The organism is Sphingobium sp. YBL2, from assembly GCF_000943805.1.
GTDB lineage: Bacteria > Pseudomonadota > Alphaproteobacteria > Sphingomonadales > Sphingomonadaceae > Sphingobium > Sphingobium fuliginis.
Genome location: NZ_CP010954.1, coordinates 863,749 through 880,884, shown reverse-complemented (window position 1 = coordinate 880,884; position 17,136 = coordinate 863,749). Strand labels below are relative to the sequence as shown.

Sequence of the window (17,136 nt, the reverse complement as noted above, 5' to 3'; positions counted from 1 at the left end):
GGCTATGAGTGCAAGCCACTTACAGAGCCGGGAAGCGCGATTCTCTCGGTAGAACCGATGGTGTCGAGCGACGATCCCGGCAATAGGCCACCGTTACAGTTCGTGCCGCAATATTGGCTCAACCCGCTCGATGTCGCTGGTCGGGTGGAAGATGTGGACGACGCCTGCCGTCTCAATGGATGCTGTGGTCCCAGCGGGTACAGTGGACCCAATCAGCAATGCCGTGGATGTGGACTGGAGGTTGGCACGTTAATGGCCGACTGCTGGACGGACCATGTTTTTGTTCCTGAACCGAAACAGACTTATTGGATCGAACTGAAATGATCACCATCGATGGATCGAAGGGCGAAGGCGGAGGGCAGGTCGTTCGCAATTCGTGCGCGCTTTCGCTCCTCACTGGAGAACCTGTCCGCATCACCAATGTCCGTGCCCGTCGCTCCAAGCCTGGCCTGATGCGCCAGCATGTGACGGCTATCGAAGCGGCTTGCGCCATTGGCAACGCCAGTTGTGAAGGATTGAGCGTCGGATCGTCCGAACTGACCTTCCGGCCGGGGCGCGTGATTCCGGGAGACTATCATTTTGCAGTGGGGACGGCCGGTTCCACGGGTCTCGTCCTGCAGACCGTTCTCATGCCCCTGATTCTCGCCGGCAGGTCTTCACGCTTGGTGTTGGAAGGCGGCACGCACAACATGCTGGCTCCGCCGTTCGATTTCATCAGCAAGGTCTTCCTTCCGGTCATCAACCGCATGGGGCCGCGCGTCGAGGCAAAGCTTGTCCGCCATGGCTTCTACCCGCGCGGTGGCGGCCGGATCGAGATCGATATCGCCCCGGCCCCGCTTGCTCCCGTCGATTGCATCGAGCGGGGGCAACTGCTGGATCGAAGCGCTTGCGCCTATTTCGCGGGATTGCCGTTCGATATTGCCAAGCGGGAAATCAAGGCGGCGCAGCAGGGACTTGGATGGAATGATCGGGAATGCTTCGTGCGGGAACTGCCGGAGGACCAGGGGCCGGGCAATATCCTGTTGCTCGAGGCTCGCTTCGAACATGGTAGCGAGATCGTCAGCGGTTTCGGGGAACTGGGTGTACCAGCTGAACGTGTGGCGAAGCGGGCGGTAGGCCGAATGCTCGGTTTCCTCGAATCGAGGGCCTTTGCAGGCCCCTATTTGGCAGACCAACTCCTGCTGCCTTTTGCGCTCGCAGGTGACGGAAGGTTCACGACCGTCAAGCCGAGCCAGCATAGCTTGACAGCCAGTGACGTGATTGCGCTGTTTCTTGAGCGCCGGTGCGCTTTCGAACCGGCGGGGGACGGGTCGCACCTGATGGAGATCAGATAGGGCTGACGCACACCCAATAGTGTGCCAGCCATAGCGTGATTCTGAAGAAAAAATATGAACCAGACGCCTGGGGATATGTGCAGGTTACGGTGGACATGTCAGTGTCTATTTTTTATAAGTATACATGTCGATTGAAGCTGTTCTTCACAGGAATGTGGGAAACGGATTGGTAAAATTGGATTTGGATAATAAATTAGATTTTATATCAATTACTTAAGATATAGATAATAATCCCTCCGTCTCCGCCACCTTTTCCTCACATTGATGGTATCAAGACAAGGTGCGTCACCGGGCAGCCTGATCATTCCCGGCGACATTCATCCCAGCGGAGTGCAAATCAGTGTTTCCAAAAGATAAAATCCTGACTGCAAGATTTAGCCTTTGAAATCAGTCCAGATTTCGGTTTGGCCGAACGTCTATTGATGAAGAACTGAACTCAGCACTCTATTCCCTATATCTACTTCAGCAATGCTCTTCCGCGCGGCATCCATTGATTTCGGTTCGTCGCAGGATGTGCTCCAATTGCCTCTTCAACTAGCTGACTGATCCAGCCTGTTCATGTACCAGAAAGGTCATTCTCAACAGGCAGAAGCTGCGCGGCGTCATGCCGCACATCTTAGGAAGGACAATGGAGGGGGTTCTGACAGCCGAATACGCCATCACGCAGACGGCAGTCGGACGAAAAGCTGCGGCATTGCAGGCCCGACTATCGAAGCTTGGAGGAGTAGCGTGATGAGTGTGATTTCCAGAAGCCCCAAATGTCTCTTGTTGCTTGCCCTGCTGTCCGGGGCATCGGCCAGCCTGGCTGCGCAGACGCAGGACCCACCGTCGGCCGATGTCTCTGCGACCGCTTATCTGCCCGCCGAAAAGTCGGAAGGCCCAGAGATAAAGGGCATCATTTCCGCGCGCAGCGGCGACAAGATGCAGGTCACGGCGGCAGACGGCACCAAATCCGTCGTCGCCATCGACGATGCCACCCGGATTACCGCCAGCAAGGGCTTTTTCGGCCTTAACCGCAGCAAACTTGCCGCAACCTCGCTGCTGAACGGCCTGCCGGTCACCGTCAAGACGTTGCAGTCGGGCGGCGGGCTCGTGGCCAGCCATATCAATCTCCAGAACAAGGATCTGAAAACCGCGTCCATGATCCACAATGGCACGGCCCAGCGCTTCGACGAACAGACTGCCGCGACCGAGGCGCTGCGCGGCCGCATGGGTGAGATCGACCAATATAATGTGAAAAGCACGACCAACGTGAATTTCGACACCGGCAAGGCGGTGCTGTCGTCTCAGGCGAAGAACGATCTCTGCGCCACGGCGGCGACTGCCGAGGGAATGAGCAACGCCCTGCTGCTCGTGGTCGGTTACACCGATTCCACGGGAGACGAGGATTTCAACCAGGAGCTTAGCGAGAAGCGGGCCGGCCGCGTCGTCAATTATCTTCAGCAGGCGTGCGGGTGGAAACCCTATCGCATGCTGACGCCCACCGGCATGTCCGAAGCGGACCCTGTGGCGAGCAACGACACCATCGAAGGCAAGGCGCAGAACCGCCGGGTCGCGGTGAATATCCTAGTCAGCAAGGGCCTTGACGGACTGTGAGATGCGCGGGGTGGGTTCCGCCCACCCCGGATTTTCGAATGTGGCCATGTCTCTCGCGAAGCGCGAAGATCTAGATCCGGACGATCAGCGTTCCGGCGTTGCGCCCGTTGAAAATGTCGACAAAGGCGTCGGGTATGCGCTCGAACCCGTCCCGCACATCATAGCGATTGCGCAGCCGCCCTTCAGCTTCCCACTGTCGTATCGATGCGATCGCGGACGCATAATCGTCGGCATAGTCCCCGACGACAAAGCCCTGCATCCGAATCCGTCCATAGACCAGCTTCATCATATCCCGGGGGCCGGCGGCGGGGCTATTCGAATCATAGGCGGCCAACTGTCCGCAAAGCACGATGCGGCCATGGGGCGCCATCCGGTCGACGGCCGCCTGCAATATGTCCCCGCCCACATTGTCGAAAAAGATGTTGATGCCGTCGGGACTGGCCTCCTTCAAAGCCGCAGGAAGGTCGGCCGAGCGATAGTCGATCGCCACATCCGCACCGCCTTCTTCCTTCAGCCAACGACATTTGTCGGGACCGCCCGCCACCGCGATGACCCGGCAGCCCGCGATGCGGGCCATCTGGCACACCATCGCACCGACCGATCCCGCCGCACCGGACACGAGCACGGTCATGCCGGGTTTCGGCTCCCCCACCGCGAAGAGGCCGAAATAGGCGGTCAGGCTGTTGGGCGAGTACAGCGTCATGGCGTCGACCGGATCGATGCCGGTCTCTAGGGTGGTGACGGGCACGGCCGCCTTATCCGGCTGCAGAACAGCATAGTCCTGCCAGGGCGCCACAGCCGTAGCCCATTGCCCGGGTTCAAACCGTGCATGACGAGACGCCAATATTTCGACCGCCGCCATGCCCCGAACCGGGTCGCCGATGCCGATCGCGCCGCGATAGCTGCGTTCGGGCGGGTTCAGCCAGTTGCGGATCGTCGGCGCGCAGGAGATGATCCGCGTGCGGACGAGAATGTCGCCCTCCTGCAGCGCGGGCGTATCGAACGGCTCCTCCCGATAGGCGAAGTCGCTGGCGCGCACCGCGCCTTCGGGCCTGTGCGCAAGCACCCAGGAGCGGTTGAGGGTCACGCCCTGTCGCCGAACCGCCGCCCCGTCTCTGCCAGCCGCACGAGCAGCGGCGCGGGGCGGAAGGTTTCGCCATGCACCGCCGCCAGCCGGCGCATGTCCGCCACGATCCCGTCCAACCCGACCTGATCGGCCCAGAATAGCGGTCCGCCGCGATAGACTGGCCAGTTATAGCCCAGCACGGCGGCTATATCGATGTCGGAGGCGCGCAGCGCGATGCCTTCCTCCAGGATCTTCGCCCCTTCGTTGACGACCGGATAGAGCAGCCGCGCAAGCAGCGCCTCGTCGCCCGATGTGGGCGCATGGGCGACGCCTCGCGCCGCGGCCACCTCGCTTATCAGGCTGCCAGTCACGTCCGACGGACGCGAGCGCCGCTTCTCATCATAGTCATAATAACCCGCGCCGCGCTTCTGGCCCAGCCGTCCGGCGGCGACAAGATCGCCCATCACGGTGCGTTCCGTCGCGTTCCGGCCGATGACGTCCAGGCCCACCAGATCCATCATCTGGAAATGGCCCATGGCAAAGCCGTAGTCGACAAGCACGCGGTCGATCTCCGCGATCGGCGTGCCTTCCAGCATCATCGCTTCGGCCTGCGCGCCACGCGGAGCCAGCAGCCTGTTGGCGATGAAGCCGTCGCACACGCCGCTCAGCACCGCCACCTTGCCGATCCGCTTGGCCAGCCGCATCGCCGTGGCGACCACCGGCTTCGCCGTCTCCGCCCCTCGCACCACCTCCAGCAGGCGCATGACATTGGCCGGCGAGAAGAAGTGGAGGCCGATGACCCATTCGGGCCGGCTGGTCGCCGCCGCGATGCGATCAAGGTCGAGGAAAGAGGTATTGGACGCCAGGATCACCCCCTGTCTGGCGATCCGGTCAAGCCGGGCGAAAATGTCCGTCTTGACGTCCATGCTCTCGTAGACGGCTTCGATGATGAGATCGGCGTCGGCGAGCGCGGCGAGGTCGAGGCTGGGCGAAATCAGGCCCATGCGCTGCTCCACCTGCGCCGCCGTCATCCTTCCCTTGGCGGCCGTAGCCTCATAGTTGCGGCGGATGGTGGCGATGCCGCGATCCAACGCCTCCTGGCTCGTCTCCACCAGCGTAACGGGGATGCCGGCATTCAGGAAGTTCATCGTGATGCCGCCGCCCATCGTGCCTGCGCCGATGACGCCCACCGATCGGATGTCGATCGCGGATATGTCGGGGCCGATGTCGGGAACGCGGGCCGCCTCCCGCTCCGCGAAGAAGACATGGCGCTGGGCGGCGGATTCCGGGCTGGCGACCAGCCGCTCGAACAGGGCGGTTTCCTTTGCCAGCCCCTCATCGAATGGAAGGGTCACTGCTGCCTCGACAGCCTCGATGATGGCGGCGGGCGCGACGAACCCCTTGAACCGGCGTGCGTTTGCGGCGGCAAAGGCGGTGAACAGCTCCGGGCGATCCCGGTCGCGCTGGAGCGCGTCGGCCCGATCGCATATTCGCGGCTTCGCACCGCCATCGGCCACGATGCGGCGCGCGAAGGCCAGCGCCTCGTCCTGCAAGGCCGCATCATCGACCACGGCGTCGACCAGCCCGAGCGAAAGGGCTTCGGCAGCCTTGATCTGCCGCCCGGACGTGATGATTTCGAGCGCCGCCTCCGCACCGACGATCCGGGGCACGCGCTGGGTGCCGCCCGCGCCGGGAAGCAGGCCCAGATGCACCTCCGGCAGGCCGACCTTCGCGCTCCGCGCCGCCACCCGATAGTGGCAGGAGAGCGCCAGTTCGAACCCGCCCCCAAGCGCCGTGCCATGAATGGCGGCGATGACGGGCTTGGGCGCGTCGTCCAGCATGGCGCAAAGGTCGGGCAAGGACGGCGGCTGCCAGGGCTGGCCGAATTCGGTGATGTCCGCGCCGGCGATGAAGGTCCGTCCGGCGCAGAGCAACAGGATGGCGCCAACCGCCCCATCGCTGAACGCCTGCTCCAGTTTGGCCTGCAATCCCTGACGGAGGGACGCCGAGAGCGCGTTAACCGGCGGATTGTCGAGCGTGATCAGGGCGACGCCGTCGGTGACGACGCTGGTTGCGGTCTGCTTCATGTCATGCGTCCTGTCTGGTGGGCGGCGCCGCGCGCCTGCGGGCGACCTCCTCCACGGCGATGGCGGCCATCGCCTTCTTGTCGAGCTTGCCGGTGGCGGTGACGGCCATCGCCTCGACCAGCACCAGATGCTCTGGCCATTTCTTGCGGGACAGGCCCTGCTGGGAGAGGTGGTCGAGCAGGGCGGACAGGTCGATGCGCCCGTCATCCGTGCGCAGCCGGCAGACGGCGCAGGCCTGTTCGCCCAGCTTGCGTTCGGGCACGGCCACCACCGCCACCTCAGCGACGGCGGGATGGCGCAGCAGGGCTGCCTCCACCTCGGCCGGATCGATGTTGAAGCCGCCCCGAATGATCTGGTCCTTGATGCGGCCGACTACGCGCACGAAGCCGTCCTGATCGCGGACGATCTCGTCGCCGGTCAGGTAGAAGCCGTCGGGCGTCATGCGCTCCTGCCCCGCCCCCATGCCCTGCGCATAGCCCAGGAACAGCGAGGGGCCGCGCACGCCTGCCTGCCCCCGGCTGCCGCGCGGCAGGGGACGCAGATCGGCGTCGAACGCCTCCTCCTGCGTGCCGGGAAAGGGGATGCCGTCGAACAGCTGACGACGCTCCAGCGAATGGGACGGATGGGTGGAGGCATGGCCCATGCATTCGGACATGCCGAACATGCGCAGCGCCTTGAGGCCGAGCAGCCGGTCGGCGTCCTCGATCAGTTCCGGCGTCATCGCGCTGCCGCCCACCGCCATGGCGCGAAGCGGCAGGCGGCCGGTCCATTCGCCAAGCCGCGCCGCCTCCACCATCGTGAAAAGATGCGTCGGCACCGCGATCGCCCAGCCGCATCCATAGCGTTCGGCCCGCCGCAGCGCTTCGGCCGGCACCCAAGGGTCGACCAGCACCAGCGGATGCCCCAAAGACAACGCAAAATGCGCCGTGAAGGTGAAGCCGGGCGCACTGTCGAGCGGGACGATGCCCAGGATCGCGTCATCCGGTTGCAGACCCGCAATGGCCGCGCAGGCGCGGGTCGCGTAGTTCAGGGCTTCGGGGCCATGCATCACCCCCTTGGGGACGCCGGTGCTGCCGGAGGTGAAGCCGATGAGCGCGGTGTCGCGATCGCGGGGGTCGCTCGATCGTCCGCCGATAGCAGCGAAAATATCGGGCGGGGCGCTGCCGGCGCCGCTCACCTTGGCGGCATGGCCGAGCGAGGATTCGAGCGAGGCAAGGTCGCCCGCTCCGAGCTTTGGCGATACGGGGCAGAAGGTCGCCTGCAGCGATGATATGGCAAGCGCCGTCGCGATCGTCGCAGGGCTTTTATGCGCGGTGACGAGGACGCGGTCGCCCCGCTCGACCCCTACCGCCTTCAGCAGAGCCGCGATCTCCACCGCCTGCTCCCGCAACTCCTCCCGGCTCCACAGGCGATCATCGCAATCCGCCAGGGCAAGCGCGTCCGGTTCAGCGTCGGCAAGGCGGGCGAATTGCGGCCAGAGCCGCTCGGCATCCCATTCGAACGCCGGATGGCTTTGCTCTTCAGGCAAGGGATTGCCCTCCATCGACCAGGAAGGTCTGACCGGTGATGAAACTGCCCGCGTCCGACGCCAGCAGGGCGAGCGTGCCTGCCACTTCTTCCGGGCGGCCGAAGCGGCGCATCAATATGCCTGCCCGCGTCTTTTCCTGAATGGCGGGATCGAGCGTCTCTGTCATCCCCGTCTCGATCGATCCGGGCGCGATGGCGTTGACGCGGATATTGTGCCCGGCCCATTGGGCGGCGAGATCGCTGGTCAGGTGAACGATTGCCGCCTTGCTGGTGGTATAGGGAACGACCTGCCCGGCGTCCGGCTGATAGGACAGGAATGCGCCTACCGACGCGATATTGACGATGGCGCCGCCGCCCGCCGCGATCATGTGGCGCGCGGCGTGGCGGCAGGCGAGGAAGGTGCCGGTCACATTGACGTCCATCACCTTCTGCCAGCCCTTGAGCGGGATGTCCTGCGGCAGACCCCACCAGGAGGCGCCTGCATTGTTGATGAGGATGTCGAGCCCGCCCAGCCGATCGACCGTTCCCGCGACCGCCGCCTCCACCGACGCCTCGTCGGCGATATTGCAGGAAAGGCCGACAGCCGGAACCCGGAACCGCTCGGCTATGCCGGCCGCCAGATCGGCGCAGTCGGCCTCCGTGCGGGACGCAAGGGCGACGGCGCAGCCCAGGTCCGCCAGCGTTGCGGCCATGGCTTCGGCCAGCGCGCCGCGTCCGCCGGTTATGAGCGCGCGCTTGCCGTCGAGGCGGAATTGGGCAGCGGTGAAGCCGGGGTTCCAGTCAGCCATGATCGTCTCCGGCAAGCAGATCGACCTCATCGGTGATGAGGATGATGCGGCGACCGCCCATGCCCTTTGTCTGGGCGGTCGCCGCCTTCCATTCGGGCGAGGCGAAGGCGGCGTCGAGCGCCGCCTGATCGGCGAAGGTCAGCACGGCGTGGCCGTCCCAGCCCGGTGCTTGCGGATTGTCATAATCCTTCGTCACCGCACCGTGCCGATAGGCTATCAGCCCGGGCAGTATCCTGGCGGCGTCGGCATGCGGGCCGCGCCACCAGGTGGTGAACTGCTCGTGCGTCCAGTCCTGCGGCCGGCTGGCCAGGACGACCATGCTGACCGCCATGGCTTACTTGCCCGTCCAGACCGGCTGGCGCTTTTCGAGGAAGGCCGCGACGCCTTCCTTCGCATCGGCGGAGTGATGCACCACGTTGCAGGTCATCGTCTCCAGCGTGATGAGCGAGTTGGTGTCGGCGTCCATGCCGCGATTGACCGCCATCTTGGTCATCCACATGCAGAAGGGGCTCTTGTCGATCAGCGGCGCGCAGAAATCCTGGATCAACTGCTCGAGCTGATCGCTGGGCGCCGAGGCGTTGCACAGGCCCCATTCGACGCATTCCTTGCCGGACAAGAGCTTGCCGGTCAGCATCAGCTCCTTCGACTTGCGCATGCCGATATAGCGCGGCAGGCGATAGATCGGGCCAGCGCCGCCGAACAAGGCGCGGCGGATGTGGAAGTCGCCGATCTTGGCGTCGTCGGCGGCAATGCCGAAATCGCAGGAGATGAAGAGTTCGAACCCGCCGGCGACGGCATAGCCCTCGACGCAGGCGATGGTCGGCTTTTTCATGTTGTAGATCTTGTCATAGGTGCGCGCGGAGTCGATCGCGAGCTGAAGCGAGGTGCTGGTCTCGTGCAGCACCGGACCCACCAGTTGCCCGAGATCCGCACCGGCGCAGAAGGTGTGGCCGCGACCGCGGAACACGACGGCCAGCACCGAATCGTCCTCGGCCGCCTTGTCCACCGCCGCTTCAAGATCGCGCAGGAGCTGGGGGCTCACGCAATTTTTCACATGGGGACGGTTGAGCCAGATCGTGCAGATGCCGTTGTCGGCCACTTCATATTGGATGACGTCCTTTTCCGGTTCCATGTAACTCTCTCCTTGGCAAAGATGTGAAAAGATCGGTCGTTTTCAGCGGGCGATGCCGCCTTCTTCGGGCGGGGCAAGCATGCCGCCCACGGCCATCCAGGCGGCGATCCCCGCCGACGGAATGGCGCAGAGCACCGCTTCGGCAATTTCCTCGTCGCTCGCGCCTGCATTGCGCGCGCCGCGCACATGGGTCGCGGCCATGGGGCTGTATCCCGCCGCCAATATGGCGAGCAGAAGCAGTTCGCCATATTTGGGCGAGAGCGGGTTGGCGTCGATGCTGCCTCGCCGCATGAGATAATAGGCGTCCGCAGCCTGGGGCACGAGGCGCATCAACGCGCCGAGCGGCGCGGGGATGCTCCCCGCCCAATAAGCCCGGAAATTGGCCTCCGCCTCTCCCTCCGCCGCCATGGGCAGGGGTTGCGGCTCCGGCGCCTGGGCGTCGCCAAAACTGCCCTCGATGAGCTGCGCGAAATCGAGCGCCGCCGCCTCGCCGCGAAGGCTGGACAGCACGATAAGGCCTGCGGTCGCCTCCTTGGCGGTCAGGCCAAGCTTCACGCCGCGTTCCAGTTCCCGGCGCGCAAGGGGCAGATGGCGGCGATCGACGGCAGCCACCGCCGCGAACAGCGCTTTCAGGCGAGCCGGCACCGCGCCGTCCGACTCGATCACGGATCGGAAAATATCATATCCTGCAAGCGTGTACGGCGCATAGCCCTGCAACAGGGCGACATCCATGATTGGGCTATTCGTCATCGCTTGCTCTCCTCGGTCCAGATGATCGACCGACTGGTCGGGCGTCAACCAAAAATTTCTTCCCTGACCAGTTTGACAGCCGACCAGTCGGTCGACTACTTATCGCTCGACCGATCGGTCGGGTGAGTATTAGAACGGGAGCAGGCCGGCTCGAATCCGGCGGCGTAATTGGAGCGGATGCGTGGATTTCGAACAGTCGGCCAAATCCAGGGAATGGATGGAGCGCGTAAGGGCGTTCATGGAGGAGCACATCGTTCCTGCCGTTCCGGTCTATCACCAACAGTCCGCCGCGATCGATCGCTGGACCGAAATCCCGCCCGTGTTCGACGAACTCAAGGACAAGGCGCGGGAGGCGGGGCTGTGGAACATCTTCATGCCGCCATCTGAGCATGACGATGAATTTTTCACCAGCGTCGGCCTCACCAATGTCGAATATGCGCCGATCGCCGAACTGATGGGCCGGATTTCCTTCGCCAGCGAGGTGTTCAACTGCATGGCGCCGGACACCGGCAATTTCGAGGTGCTGCATCGCTATGGCACGGCCGAGCAGAAGCAGCGCTTCATGGTGCCGCTGCGTGACGGCCAGACCCGGTCCGCCTTCCTGATGACCGAACCGGCCGTCGCTTCATCCGACGCGCGGAACATCCAGACCGACATTCGCCGCGACGGAAGCGACTATGTCATCAACGGCCGGAAATGGTGGTCGTCGGGAGCGGGCCATCCGCGCTGCGACTTCTTCATCGTCATGGGCAAGACCGATCCGGACGCCGCGCCCTACCGGCAGCAATCGATGATCCTGGTGCCGCGCGACACGCCGGGCGTGACGCTTGTGCGGCACCTCCCCGTCTTCGGTTACGATCATGCGCCGCACGGCCATTTCGAGGTGGCGCTGGAGAATGTGCGCGTGCCGGCGGAGAATATGCTGCTGGGCGAAGGCTGCGGCTTCGAGATCGCGCAGGGCCGCCTTGGTCCCGGGCGCATCCACCACACGATGCGCAACATCGCGACGATGGAAGTCGCGCTGGAAAAGATGTGCCGGCGCCTCCTTTCGCGACGGGCCTTCGGCAAGGTCATCGCCGAACATTCGGTCTGGGAGGAACGGATCGCCCGCGCCCGTTGCGAGATCGAGATGGCGCGCCTGCTGTGCCTGAAGGCCGCGCATATGATGGATACGGTCGGCAACAAGGCCGCCCGCGCCGAAATAGCGATGATCAAGATCGCCGCACCGAAAATGGCGCAGCAGATCGTCGACGACGCGATACAGGCGCATGGCGGCGGCGGCGTCAGCGACGATTTCGGCCTGGCGGAGCTTTGGGCGAACACCCGCATCGTGCGGCTGACCGATGGGCCCGACGAGGTTCATGAACGCCAGCTCGCCCGGATGGAACTCGCCAAATATGCGGAAGGCGCAGCGTCGTGAGCGCCGCGCAGCCTGCCGCGACGATCGGCTCGACGGTCGATGTCGCCGTCAACAGTGCGTTCGACGAAGCCCGACTTGCCGCTTATCTGGCGGGTCGGATCGCGGATTTTTCCGGACCCATGCGCGTCCAGCGGTTCGAGGGCGGACAGTCCAACCCGACCTTCCTTCTGTCGACGCGGGACCAAAGCTATGTCCTGCGGCGCAAGCCGGCGGGCGTTTTGCTGAAATCCGCCCATGCGGTGGATCGCGAATATCGCATCACCATGGCCCTGCACGAAGCCGGCCTGCCCGTCGCCGAACCGCTGCTGCTTTGCGAGGACGAGGATGTCATCGGCAGCATCTTCTATGTGATGCGCTACGTTCCGGGGCGCAGTTTCTGGGACCCGCTTATGCCGGGCCTAGACCGTGCGGAGCGCGCCGCGATCTATGACTCCGCCAATGAAACGCTTGCCCGCCTGCATCTGGTCGACTTCGCGGCGCTCGGGCTCTCCGACTATGGCAAGCCGGGCAATTATTTCGCGCGGCAGATTTCCCGCTGGTCGCGGCAATATGATGCGTCGCGCACCCGCGACATCCCGGAGATGGACCGGCTGATAGACTGGCTGCCCGGCGCGATCCCGCCCACGGAAGAGCGCACCACGATCATCCATGGCGACTATTCCTTCCACAACCTGCTGGTCCATCCGACCGAGCCGCGCGTATCCGCCGTCATAGACTGGGAGTTGTCGACCCTGGGCAATCCGCTCGGCGACCTCACCTACCATATGATGGAGTGGTTCAGGCCGGAGGGCGTGGACGTGCGCGGAACCCTGCGCGGCGCCGATCTTGCCGCGCTCGGCATTCCCACGGCCGAAGATTACGCCCGCCGCTATTGCGAGCGGACCGGCCTTCGCGGCGATCCGACGCATCCTTTCTATCGCGCCTTCAACCTGTTCCGGGTGGCCGCCATTCTGCAGGGCATCGCCGGCCGGGCGCGCGACGGCGTGCAGACCGCAAGCAATGCCGCCGACATCGTCACACGGATCGAACCACTCGCCAAGGCCGCCTGGCTGGCGGCGCGGGAGGCCGGCGCAGTCTGATCTTCTGACAGGATGAAACGAGATTTCAGGGCGAAAGACAAAATGGCCCTAATCAGAGGGAGAGAGATGATGACAAGGTTCAAGATTGGCCGACTGGCGCTTCTTTCGGGATGCGCGTTTGCCGGGATCATCGTGCCGGCCCATGCGCAAACGGCGGCGACGGCGACGACCGAACCGCAGTCGGCGGAGGATGCCGCCGCGCCTTCCACGCGAGACATCATCGTTACCGGAACGCGCGTCGTGCGCGACGGCTACAACCAGCCGACGCCCGTCACCGTCGCGCCCACCACGGAGCTGGAGAAGGCGACCCCCACCAACCTTGCCGATGCGATCAACAAGCTGCCGCAATTCGCCAACTCGGTCAGCCCGCAGTCGAACAGCCAGTTGCAGGGCAATAGCGGCGAGCATGGCAATCTGCTCAACCTGCGCGGCGTCGGCCCGACGCGGGCGCTGATCCTGCTCGACGGCATCCGCGTGCCGCCCACGACATTCCGCGGCGCGGTGGACGTCAACACGATTCCGCAACTGCTGATCCAGCGCGTCGACGTCGTGACCGGCGGCGCATCGGCGGTCTACGGCTCCGACGCTGTCAGCGGCGCGGTCAACTTCGTCCTCGACAAGAAGTTCGAAGGCGTGAAGGGCGTCGCGCAGCGCGGCGTATCGACCCGCGGCGACCTCGGCAACTATCGCATCGGCATTGCGGGGGGCCTCAGCTTTGCGGGCGATCGCGGCCATATCCTCGCCTCGGTCGAGCGTTTTCACAGCGATGGCATCAAGCGCAGCGCGCGCATCTATGGTGACGACGCCTATGCGGCCGTGGGTTCGGTCCCCGGGTCGACCGCCGCACCGGGCCGCGAGGCAAACCCGTTCATCTTCCTGCCGAACCTGCGTTTCACGACCAACGACTATAATAACGGCATCATCCTGACGAGCACCGTGCCCTCGCTCACCAATAATATCTTCCTGCCGGGCGGCGCGGTGCGGCCCATCCAGCGCGGCACAGCCACTGGTACGCCGGGCACCAATGTGGGCGGCGACGGCCTTTATATTCCCGGCTTCAACCAGTTGATCGCGCCGCTGACGACGACACAGGGCTTTGGCCGCCTGGCCTACGACCTGACGGACGGGCTGACGGCGCATGTCCAGGGCAGCTACTCGCGCAGCGTCACCAGCTACGATACGCAGGCCCAGTCCGTACTCGGCTTCCGCTTCTTCAGCGGCAACGCCTTCCTGAACCCGGCGGTCCAGGCGCAAATGGGGCCGAATGACAGCTTCACCGTCTTCCGCTTCATCGGTGAGCAGGGGCCGATCCCGACGCGGGAGGCGACCAATGCCTATCTCATCAACGGCGGCCTTGAATGGAACCTTGGCGGATGGAACGTCACCGCCGACTACACCCATGGCAAGTCCGTCACCAAATTCGCCCAGACGCAGGTCGAGATTCCCAAGCTGGCAGCGGCGCTGGACGCGGTTCGCGGTCCGAACAATTTGATCGTCTGCCGCGTTACGCTGACCAATCCCGGACTCTATCCGGGGTGCACGCCGCTCAATGTCTTCGGCGCGGGAACGCCCACGTCCGCCGATCTGCAAACCGTCCTTGGCGTATCCCGTTACCGCGCCATGAACACGACCGACGACTTCGTCCTGTCGGCGCGCGGGGATCTTTTCGAGCTTCCGGCAGGCCCGGTCACGGTCGCCATTGGCGGGCAATATCGCAAGCAGAAGCTGGACCTGACGTCCAATTCCGATCCCGCCGTGCCGGTGGACTTCACCGGGCTGCGGGGCATTCCGGCCAATCGCATGACCCGCTTCAACAACACCAATGTCGGCTCGGCCTTCGGCAAGCTGAACGTGAAGGAAGTGTTTGCCGAAGCGCAGGTTCCGGTATTCAAGGGCCAACCCTTCGCCGAGGAGCTGAGCCTCAACGGCGCTTTCCGCCTGACCGACTACAGCACCAGCGGAAGCGTCAAGACCTGGAAGGTCGGGGCGGTCTACAAGCCGATCCAGGACGTGATGTTCCGCGTCACGCGCTCGCGCGATATTCGCGCGCCCTCGCTGTTCGAACTGTTCGCGGGCGTTCAGACTGCGCCGGTGAACTTCAACGACCCTCACACCGGCCAGCCGGGTTCGATCCGTCAATTCAGCGGCGGCAACCCCGACCTCGATCCCGAAACCGGCGACACGTTCGCGGCGGGCGTGGTCCTCAGCCCCAGTTTCCTGCCCGGCTTCGACGTTTCTGTCGATTATTACGACCTCAAGATCAAGGGCGCCATCGCCACGCAAGGGCTGAACGATGTCGTCAACGAGTGCGAAACGTCGAACGGCACGTCGCCGACCTGCGCCCTTATCGAAAGGCCGCTGCCGTTCAGCGACCGGTCGGCCGCCAACTATCCGATTTCGGTGAGCCTCATCACGCAGAATATCAGCTTCCTGCGCACCAGCGGCCTCGACATCACCATGTCGTACCGGACCAAGCTGGGCGATGGCGAACTCACCCTGCGCGCCTTCGCCAACTATCTGGACCGGTACAAGACGCAGACCAATTCCATCGCGCCGGTGATCGATTATGCCGGCCATGGCGTCAACAGCCAGACCGGCTATGCCTATCCCAAGTTCAGGGGCACGCTCAGCGCCAATTACACCAATGGGGGCCTCACCCTGTTCGTGCAGGAATCGATGATCGGCAAGGTGACCATCGGCAACCTCAAGAACGATCCGACGTCCTTTTATGCGGTCCCGGCGATCAAGCCGGTCTTCTACACCGACGCCACGGCATCCTATAAGTTCGACGTGCGCGGGGAGCCGGAACTGTTCGTGACGGCCACGAACCTGTTCGACCGCAAGCCGCCGCTGGTCGCCGCAGCCGCCGCGCCGGGCCTTCTCTATCCGACCCTGTTCACGCTCTACAACGTCGCCGGGCGCACGCTCACGGCGGGGGTCCGTTTCAAGTTCTGATGGATTGCCGAACGGACTGCCCGCAAGGGAAGTTCGATAGTCCGGGGAGGCTCGCCCAAAGCGGGCCTCCCTTCAATCCCGGAGCCATTCAAAAGGTAAACGCATGAACAGCCCTCCCATCGGACTCACCGCCCCGCCGACGACCTCCGCCGCCGGGTTGCGCCGTACGATGCTGGTCATGCTGGGCCTGGTTTCGATGTTCAACTATATCGATCGCACGGTCCTGTCGGTGCTTCAGGAACCGATCAAGCGCGAACTGGGGCTAAGCGACGGCCAGCTCGGACTGCTGACCGGCCTTGCCTTCGCGCTGTTCTACGCGACGCTGTCCCTTCCGATCGCGCGTCTGGCGGATCGCTTCAATCGCCGCAACATCATCGCCGCCTCGCTCGCCACCTGGAGCGGCATGACGGCGCTATCGGGCCTGGCGACCGGTTTTGGCTCTCTGGTAGCCTTCCGCATCGGCGTCGCGCTGGGAGAAGCGGGTTCCGTGCCGGCTTCCCATTCCATCATCGCCGATTACTACCCGCCCGAAAAACGGGTGACGGCGCTTGCCCTGTGGGGACTGGCGCTCCCGGCCGGGATCATGCTCGGCTATGCGTCGGGCGGCTGGATCGCCTCGGCGCTGGGATGGCGTCTTGCCTTCGGGGTGATCGGCGTCGCGGGGCTGGCGCTGGCGCCGATCGTCCTGCTGCTCGTGCGGGAGCCTGCGCGGACGGGATCAGACCCTTCGATCCGAACGGAAAAGGCGCCGCCCCTCGGCGAAGCCATGCGCTTCCTGTGGCGGTTGCGGACCTATCGCTACATGCTGATCGGCACGACCCTTCACGCCTTCGCCCAATATGCGATGATGAGCTGGTCCGCGCCCTTCTACATGCGCGTCCACCACATGCCGCTTGCCGACGTCGCCTCCTGGCTGGCGCTGATGAACGGGCTGGGCGGCGGCATCGGCATCTATCTGGGCGGCCGCCTGTCGGACGCGGCGGGATCGCGCGATCCGGCGGGCCGCGTCTGGGTGAGCGCCGCCGCGATGCTCCTGATGGTGCCCGCCGCGCTGGTCCAGTTCCTGATTCCTTCGCTGACCGCGTCGCTGGCGTTCGGCTTTATCGCGACCATGCTGATGTTCTTCTATTATGGCCCGATCATAGGCGTCCCACAGTCCGTCGTTCCGCCGCGCATCCGGGCACTTACGTCGGCCGTGACCCTGCTGGTCTTCAATCTGTTCGGACTCGGTCTGGGGCCGGCGGTGACGGGGTTCCTCAGCGATTATCTGGCGGCGGCGGATGGGATGCACGACACATCGCTGCGTTACGCGCTTTCGGCTGTGGTGCTGTTCTCGCTCGCGGGCGCCGGCAGCATCGCCTGGGCATCCCGCTTCTACGCGGACGATCTCAAACGGCAGTGA

General features: G+C 64.3%; 13 protein-coding genes. 6 read left to right on the top strand and 7 right to left on the bottom strand.

Going from position 1 to position 17,136, the window contains the following annotated elements:
- The first annotated feature begins 320 nt into the window (after positions 1–320).
- Positions 321–1,334: an RNA 3'-terminal phosphate cyclase gene (rtcA, locus tag TZ53_RS04220; protein ID WP_044660537.1), complete on the top strand. Its 1,014-nt coding sequence runs from the start codon at positions 321–323 to the stop codon at positions 1,332–1,334.
- Between the two features lie 732 nt (positions 1,335–2,066).
- Entirely contained in the window at positions 2,067–2,930 is an 864-nt protein-coding gene (locus tag TZ53_RS04215) for an OmpA family protein (protein WP_044660536.1), read from the top strand.
- Between the two features lie 70 nt (positions 2,931–3,000).
- On the opposite strand, the gene TZ53_RS04210 is transcribed toward TZ53_RS04215, so the two are convergent.
- Genes TZ53_RS04210 through TZ53_RS04180 form a run of 7 tightly spaced genes read right to left on the bottom strand, consistent with a single transcriptional unit; the run spans position 3,001 to position 10,280 of the window.
- Positions 3,001–4,017 carry an NADP-dependent oxidoreductase gene (locus TZ53_RS04210; RefSeq protein ID WP_044660535.1) on the bottom strand — a complete coding sequence of 339 codons (1,017 nt, stop codon included), beginning with the start codon at positions 4,015–4,017 and terminating at the stop codon, positions 3,001–3,003.
- On the bottom strand, positions 4,014–6,083 hold the full coding sequence (locus TZ53_RS04205) for a 3-hydroxyacyl-CoA dehydrogenase NAD-binding domain-containing protein (protein WP_044660534.1): 2,070 nt from the start codon (positions 6,081–6,083) through the stop codon (positions 4,014–4,016). Before TZ53_RS04205 ends, TZ53_RS04210 begins: the two co-directional genes overlap by 4 nt.
- A gap of 1 nt (position 6,084) precedes the next feature.
- Positions 6,085–7,626: a class I adenylate-forming enzyme family protein gene (locus tag TZ53_RS04200; protein WP_044660533.1), complete on the bottom strand. Its 1,542-nt coding sequence runs from the start codon at positions 7,624–7,626 to the stop codon at positions 6,085–6,087.
- The gene (locus TZ53_RS04195; protein ID WP_044660532.1) at positions 7,604–8,398 is read right to left on the bottom strand and encodes an SDR family NAD(P)-dependent oxidoreductase; all 795 of its coding nucleotides are present in this window, start codon (positions 8,396–8,398) and stop codon (positions 7,604–7,606) included. The genes TZ53_RS04200 and TZ53_RS04195 overlap by 23 nt, the downstream gene beginning before the upstream one ends.
- Positions 8,391–8,729, bottom strand: a complete 339-nt coding sequence (locus TZ53_RS04190; RefSeq protein WP_044660531.1) for an EthD family reductase — start codon at positions 8,727–8,729, stop codon at positions 8,391–8,393. The genes TZ53_RS04195 and TZ53_RS04190 overlap by 8 nt, the downstream gene beginning before the upstream one ends.
- 3 nt (positions 8,730–8,732) lie before the next feature.
- Complete coding sequence (locus TZ53_RS04185; protein ID WP_007682879.1) at positions 8,733–9,530, bottom strand: enoyl-CoA hydratase/isomerase family protein; 798 nt, start codon at positions 9,528–9,530, stop codon at positions 8,733–8,735.
- 42 nt (positions 9,531–9,572) lie between these two features.
- Positions 9,573–10,280, bottom strand: coding sequence for a carboxymuconolactone decarboxylase family protein (locus tag TZ53_RS04180; protein ID WP_044660530.1), 708 nt, complete (start codon positions 10,278–10,280; stop codon positions 9,573–9,575).
- 238 nt (positions 10,281–10,518) lie between these two features.
- Between TZ53_RS04180 and TZ53_RS04175 the strand changes: the two genes are divergently transcribed.
- From TZ53_RS04175 to TZ53_RS04160, 4 genes are all read left to right on the top strand, one after another.
- Complete coding sequence (locus TZ53_RS04175) at positions 10,519–11,700, top strand: acyl-CoA dehydrogenase family protein (protein ID WP_044660529.1); 1,182 nt, start codon at positions 10,519–10,521, stop codon at positions 11,698–11,700.
- The gene (locus TZ53_RS04170; RefSeq protein WP_044660528.1) at positions 11,697–12,779 is read left to right on the top strand and encodes a phosphotransferase family protein; all 1,083 of its coding nucleotides are present in this window, start codon (positions 11,697–11,699) and stop codon (positions 12,777–12,779) included. Before TZ53_RS04175 ends, TZ53_RS04170 begins: the two co-directional genes overlap by 4 nt.
- Before the next feature lie 66 nt (positions 12,780–12,845).
- On the top strand, positions 12,846–15,734 hold the full coding sequence (locus TZ53_RS04165; protein WP_044660527.1) for a TonB-dependent receptor plug domain-containing protein: 2,889 nt from the start codon (positions 12,846–12,848) through the stop codon (positions 15,732–15,734).
- 103 nt (positions 15,735–15,837) lie between these two features.
- A complete protein-coding gene (locus tag TZ53_RS04160) occupies positions 15,838–17,136 on the top strand; it encodes a spinster family MFS transporter (RefSeq protein WP_044660526.1) in 1,299 nt (432 codons plus the stop codon).

Bases quoted from the DNA above. Each gene is read 5' to 3' on its own strand.
- rtcA (WP_044660537.1), top strand. From the start codon at position 321: ATGATCACCATCGATGGATCGAAGGGCGAAGGCGGAGGGCAGGTCGTT.
- TZ53_RS04215 (WP_044660536.1), top strand. From the start codon at position 2,067: ATGAGTGTGATTTCCAGAAGCCCCAAATGTCTCTTGTTGCTTGCCCTG.
- TZ53_RS04205 (WP_044660534.1), bottom strand. From the start codon at position 6,083: ATGAAGCAGACCGCAACCAGCGTCGTCACCGACGGCGTCGCCCTGATC.
- TZ53_RS04200 (WP_044660533.1), bottom strand. From the start codon at position 7,626: ATGGAGGGCAATCCCTTGCCTGAAGAGCAAAGCCATCCGGCGTTCGAA.
- TZ53_RS04195 (WP_044660532.1), bottom strand. From the start codon at position 8,398: ATGGCTGACTGGAACCCCGGCTTCACCGCTGCCCAATTCCGCCTCGAC.
- TZ53_RS04190 (WP_044660531.1), bottom strand. From the start codon at position 8,729: ATGGCGGTCAGCATGGTCGTCCTGGCCAGCCGGCCGCAGGACTGGACG.
- TZ53_RS04185 (WP_007682879.1), bottom strand. From the start codon at position 9,530: ATGGAACCGGAAAAGGACGTCATCCAATATGAAGTGGCCGACAACGGC.
- TZ53_RS04180 (WP_044660530.1), bottom strand. From the start codon at position 10,280: ATGACGAATAGCCCAATCATGGATGTCGCCCTGTTGCAGGGCTATGCG.
- TZ53_RS04175 (WP_044660529.1), top strand. From the start codon at position 10,519: ATGGAGGAGCACATCGTTCCTGCCGTTCCGGTCTATCACCAACAGTCC.
- TZ53_RS04165 (WP_044660527.1), top strand. From the start codon at position 12,846: ATGATGACAAGGTTCAAGATTGGCCGACTGGCGCTTCTTTCGGGATGC.
- TZ53_RS04160 (WP_044660526.1), top strand. From the start codon at position 15,838: ATGAACAGCCCTCCCATCGGACTCACCGCCCCGCCGACGACCTCCGCC.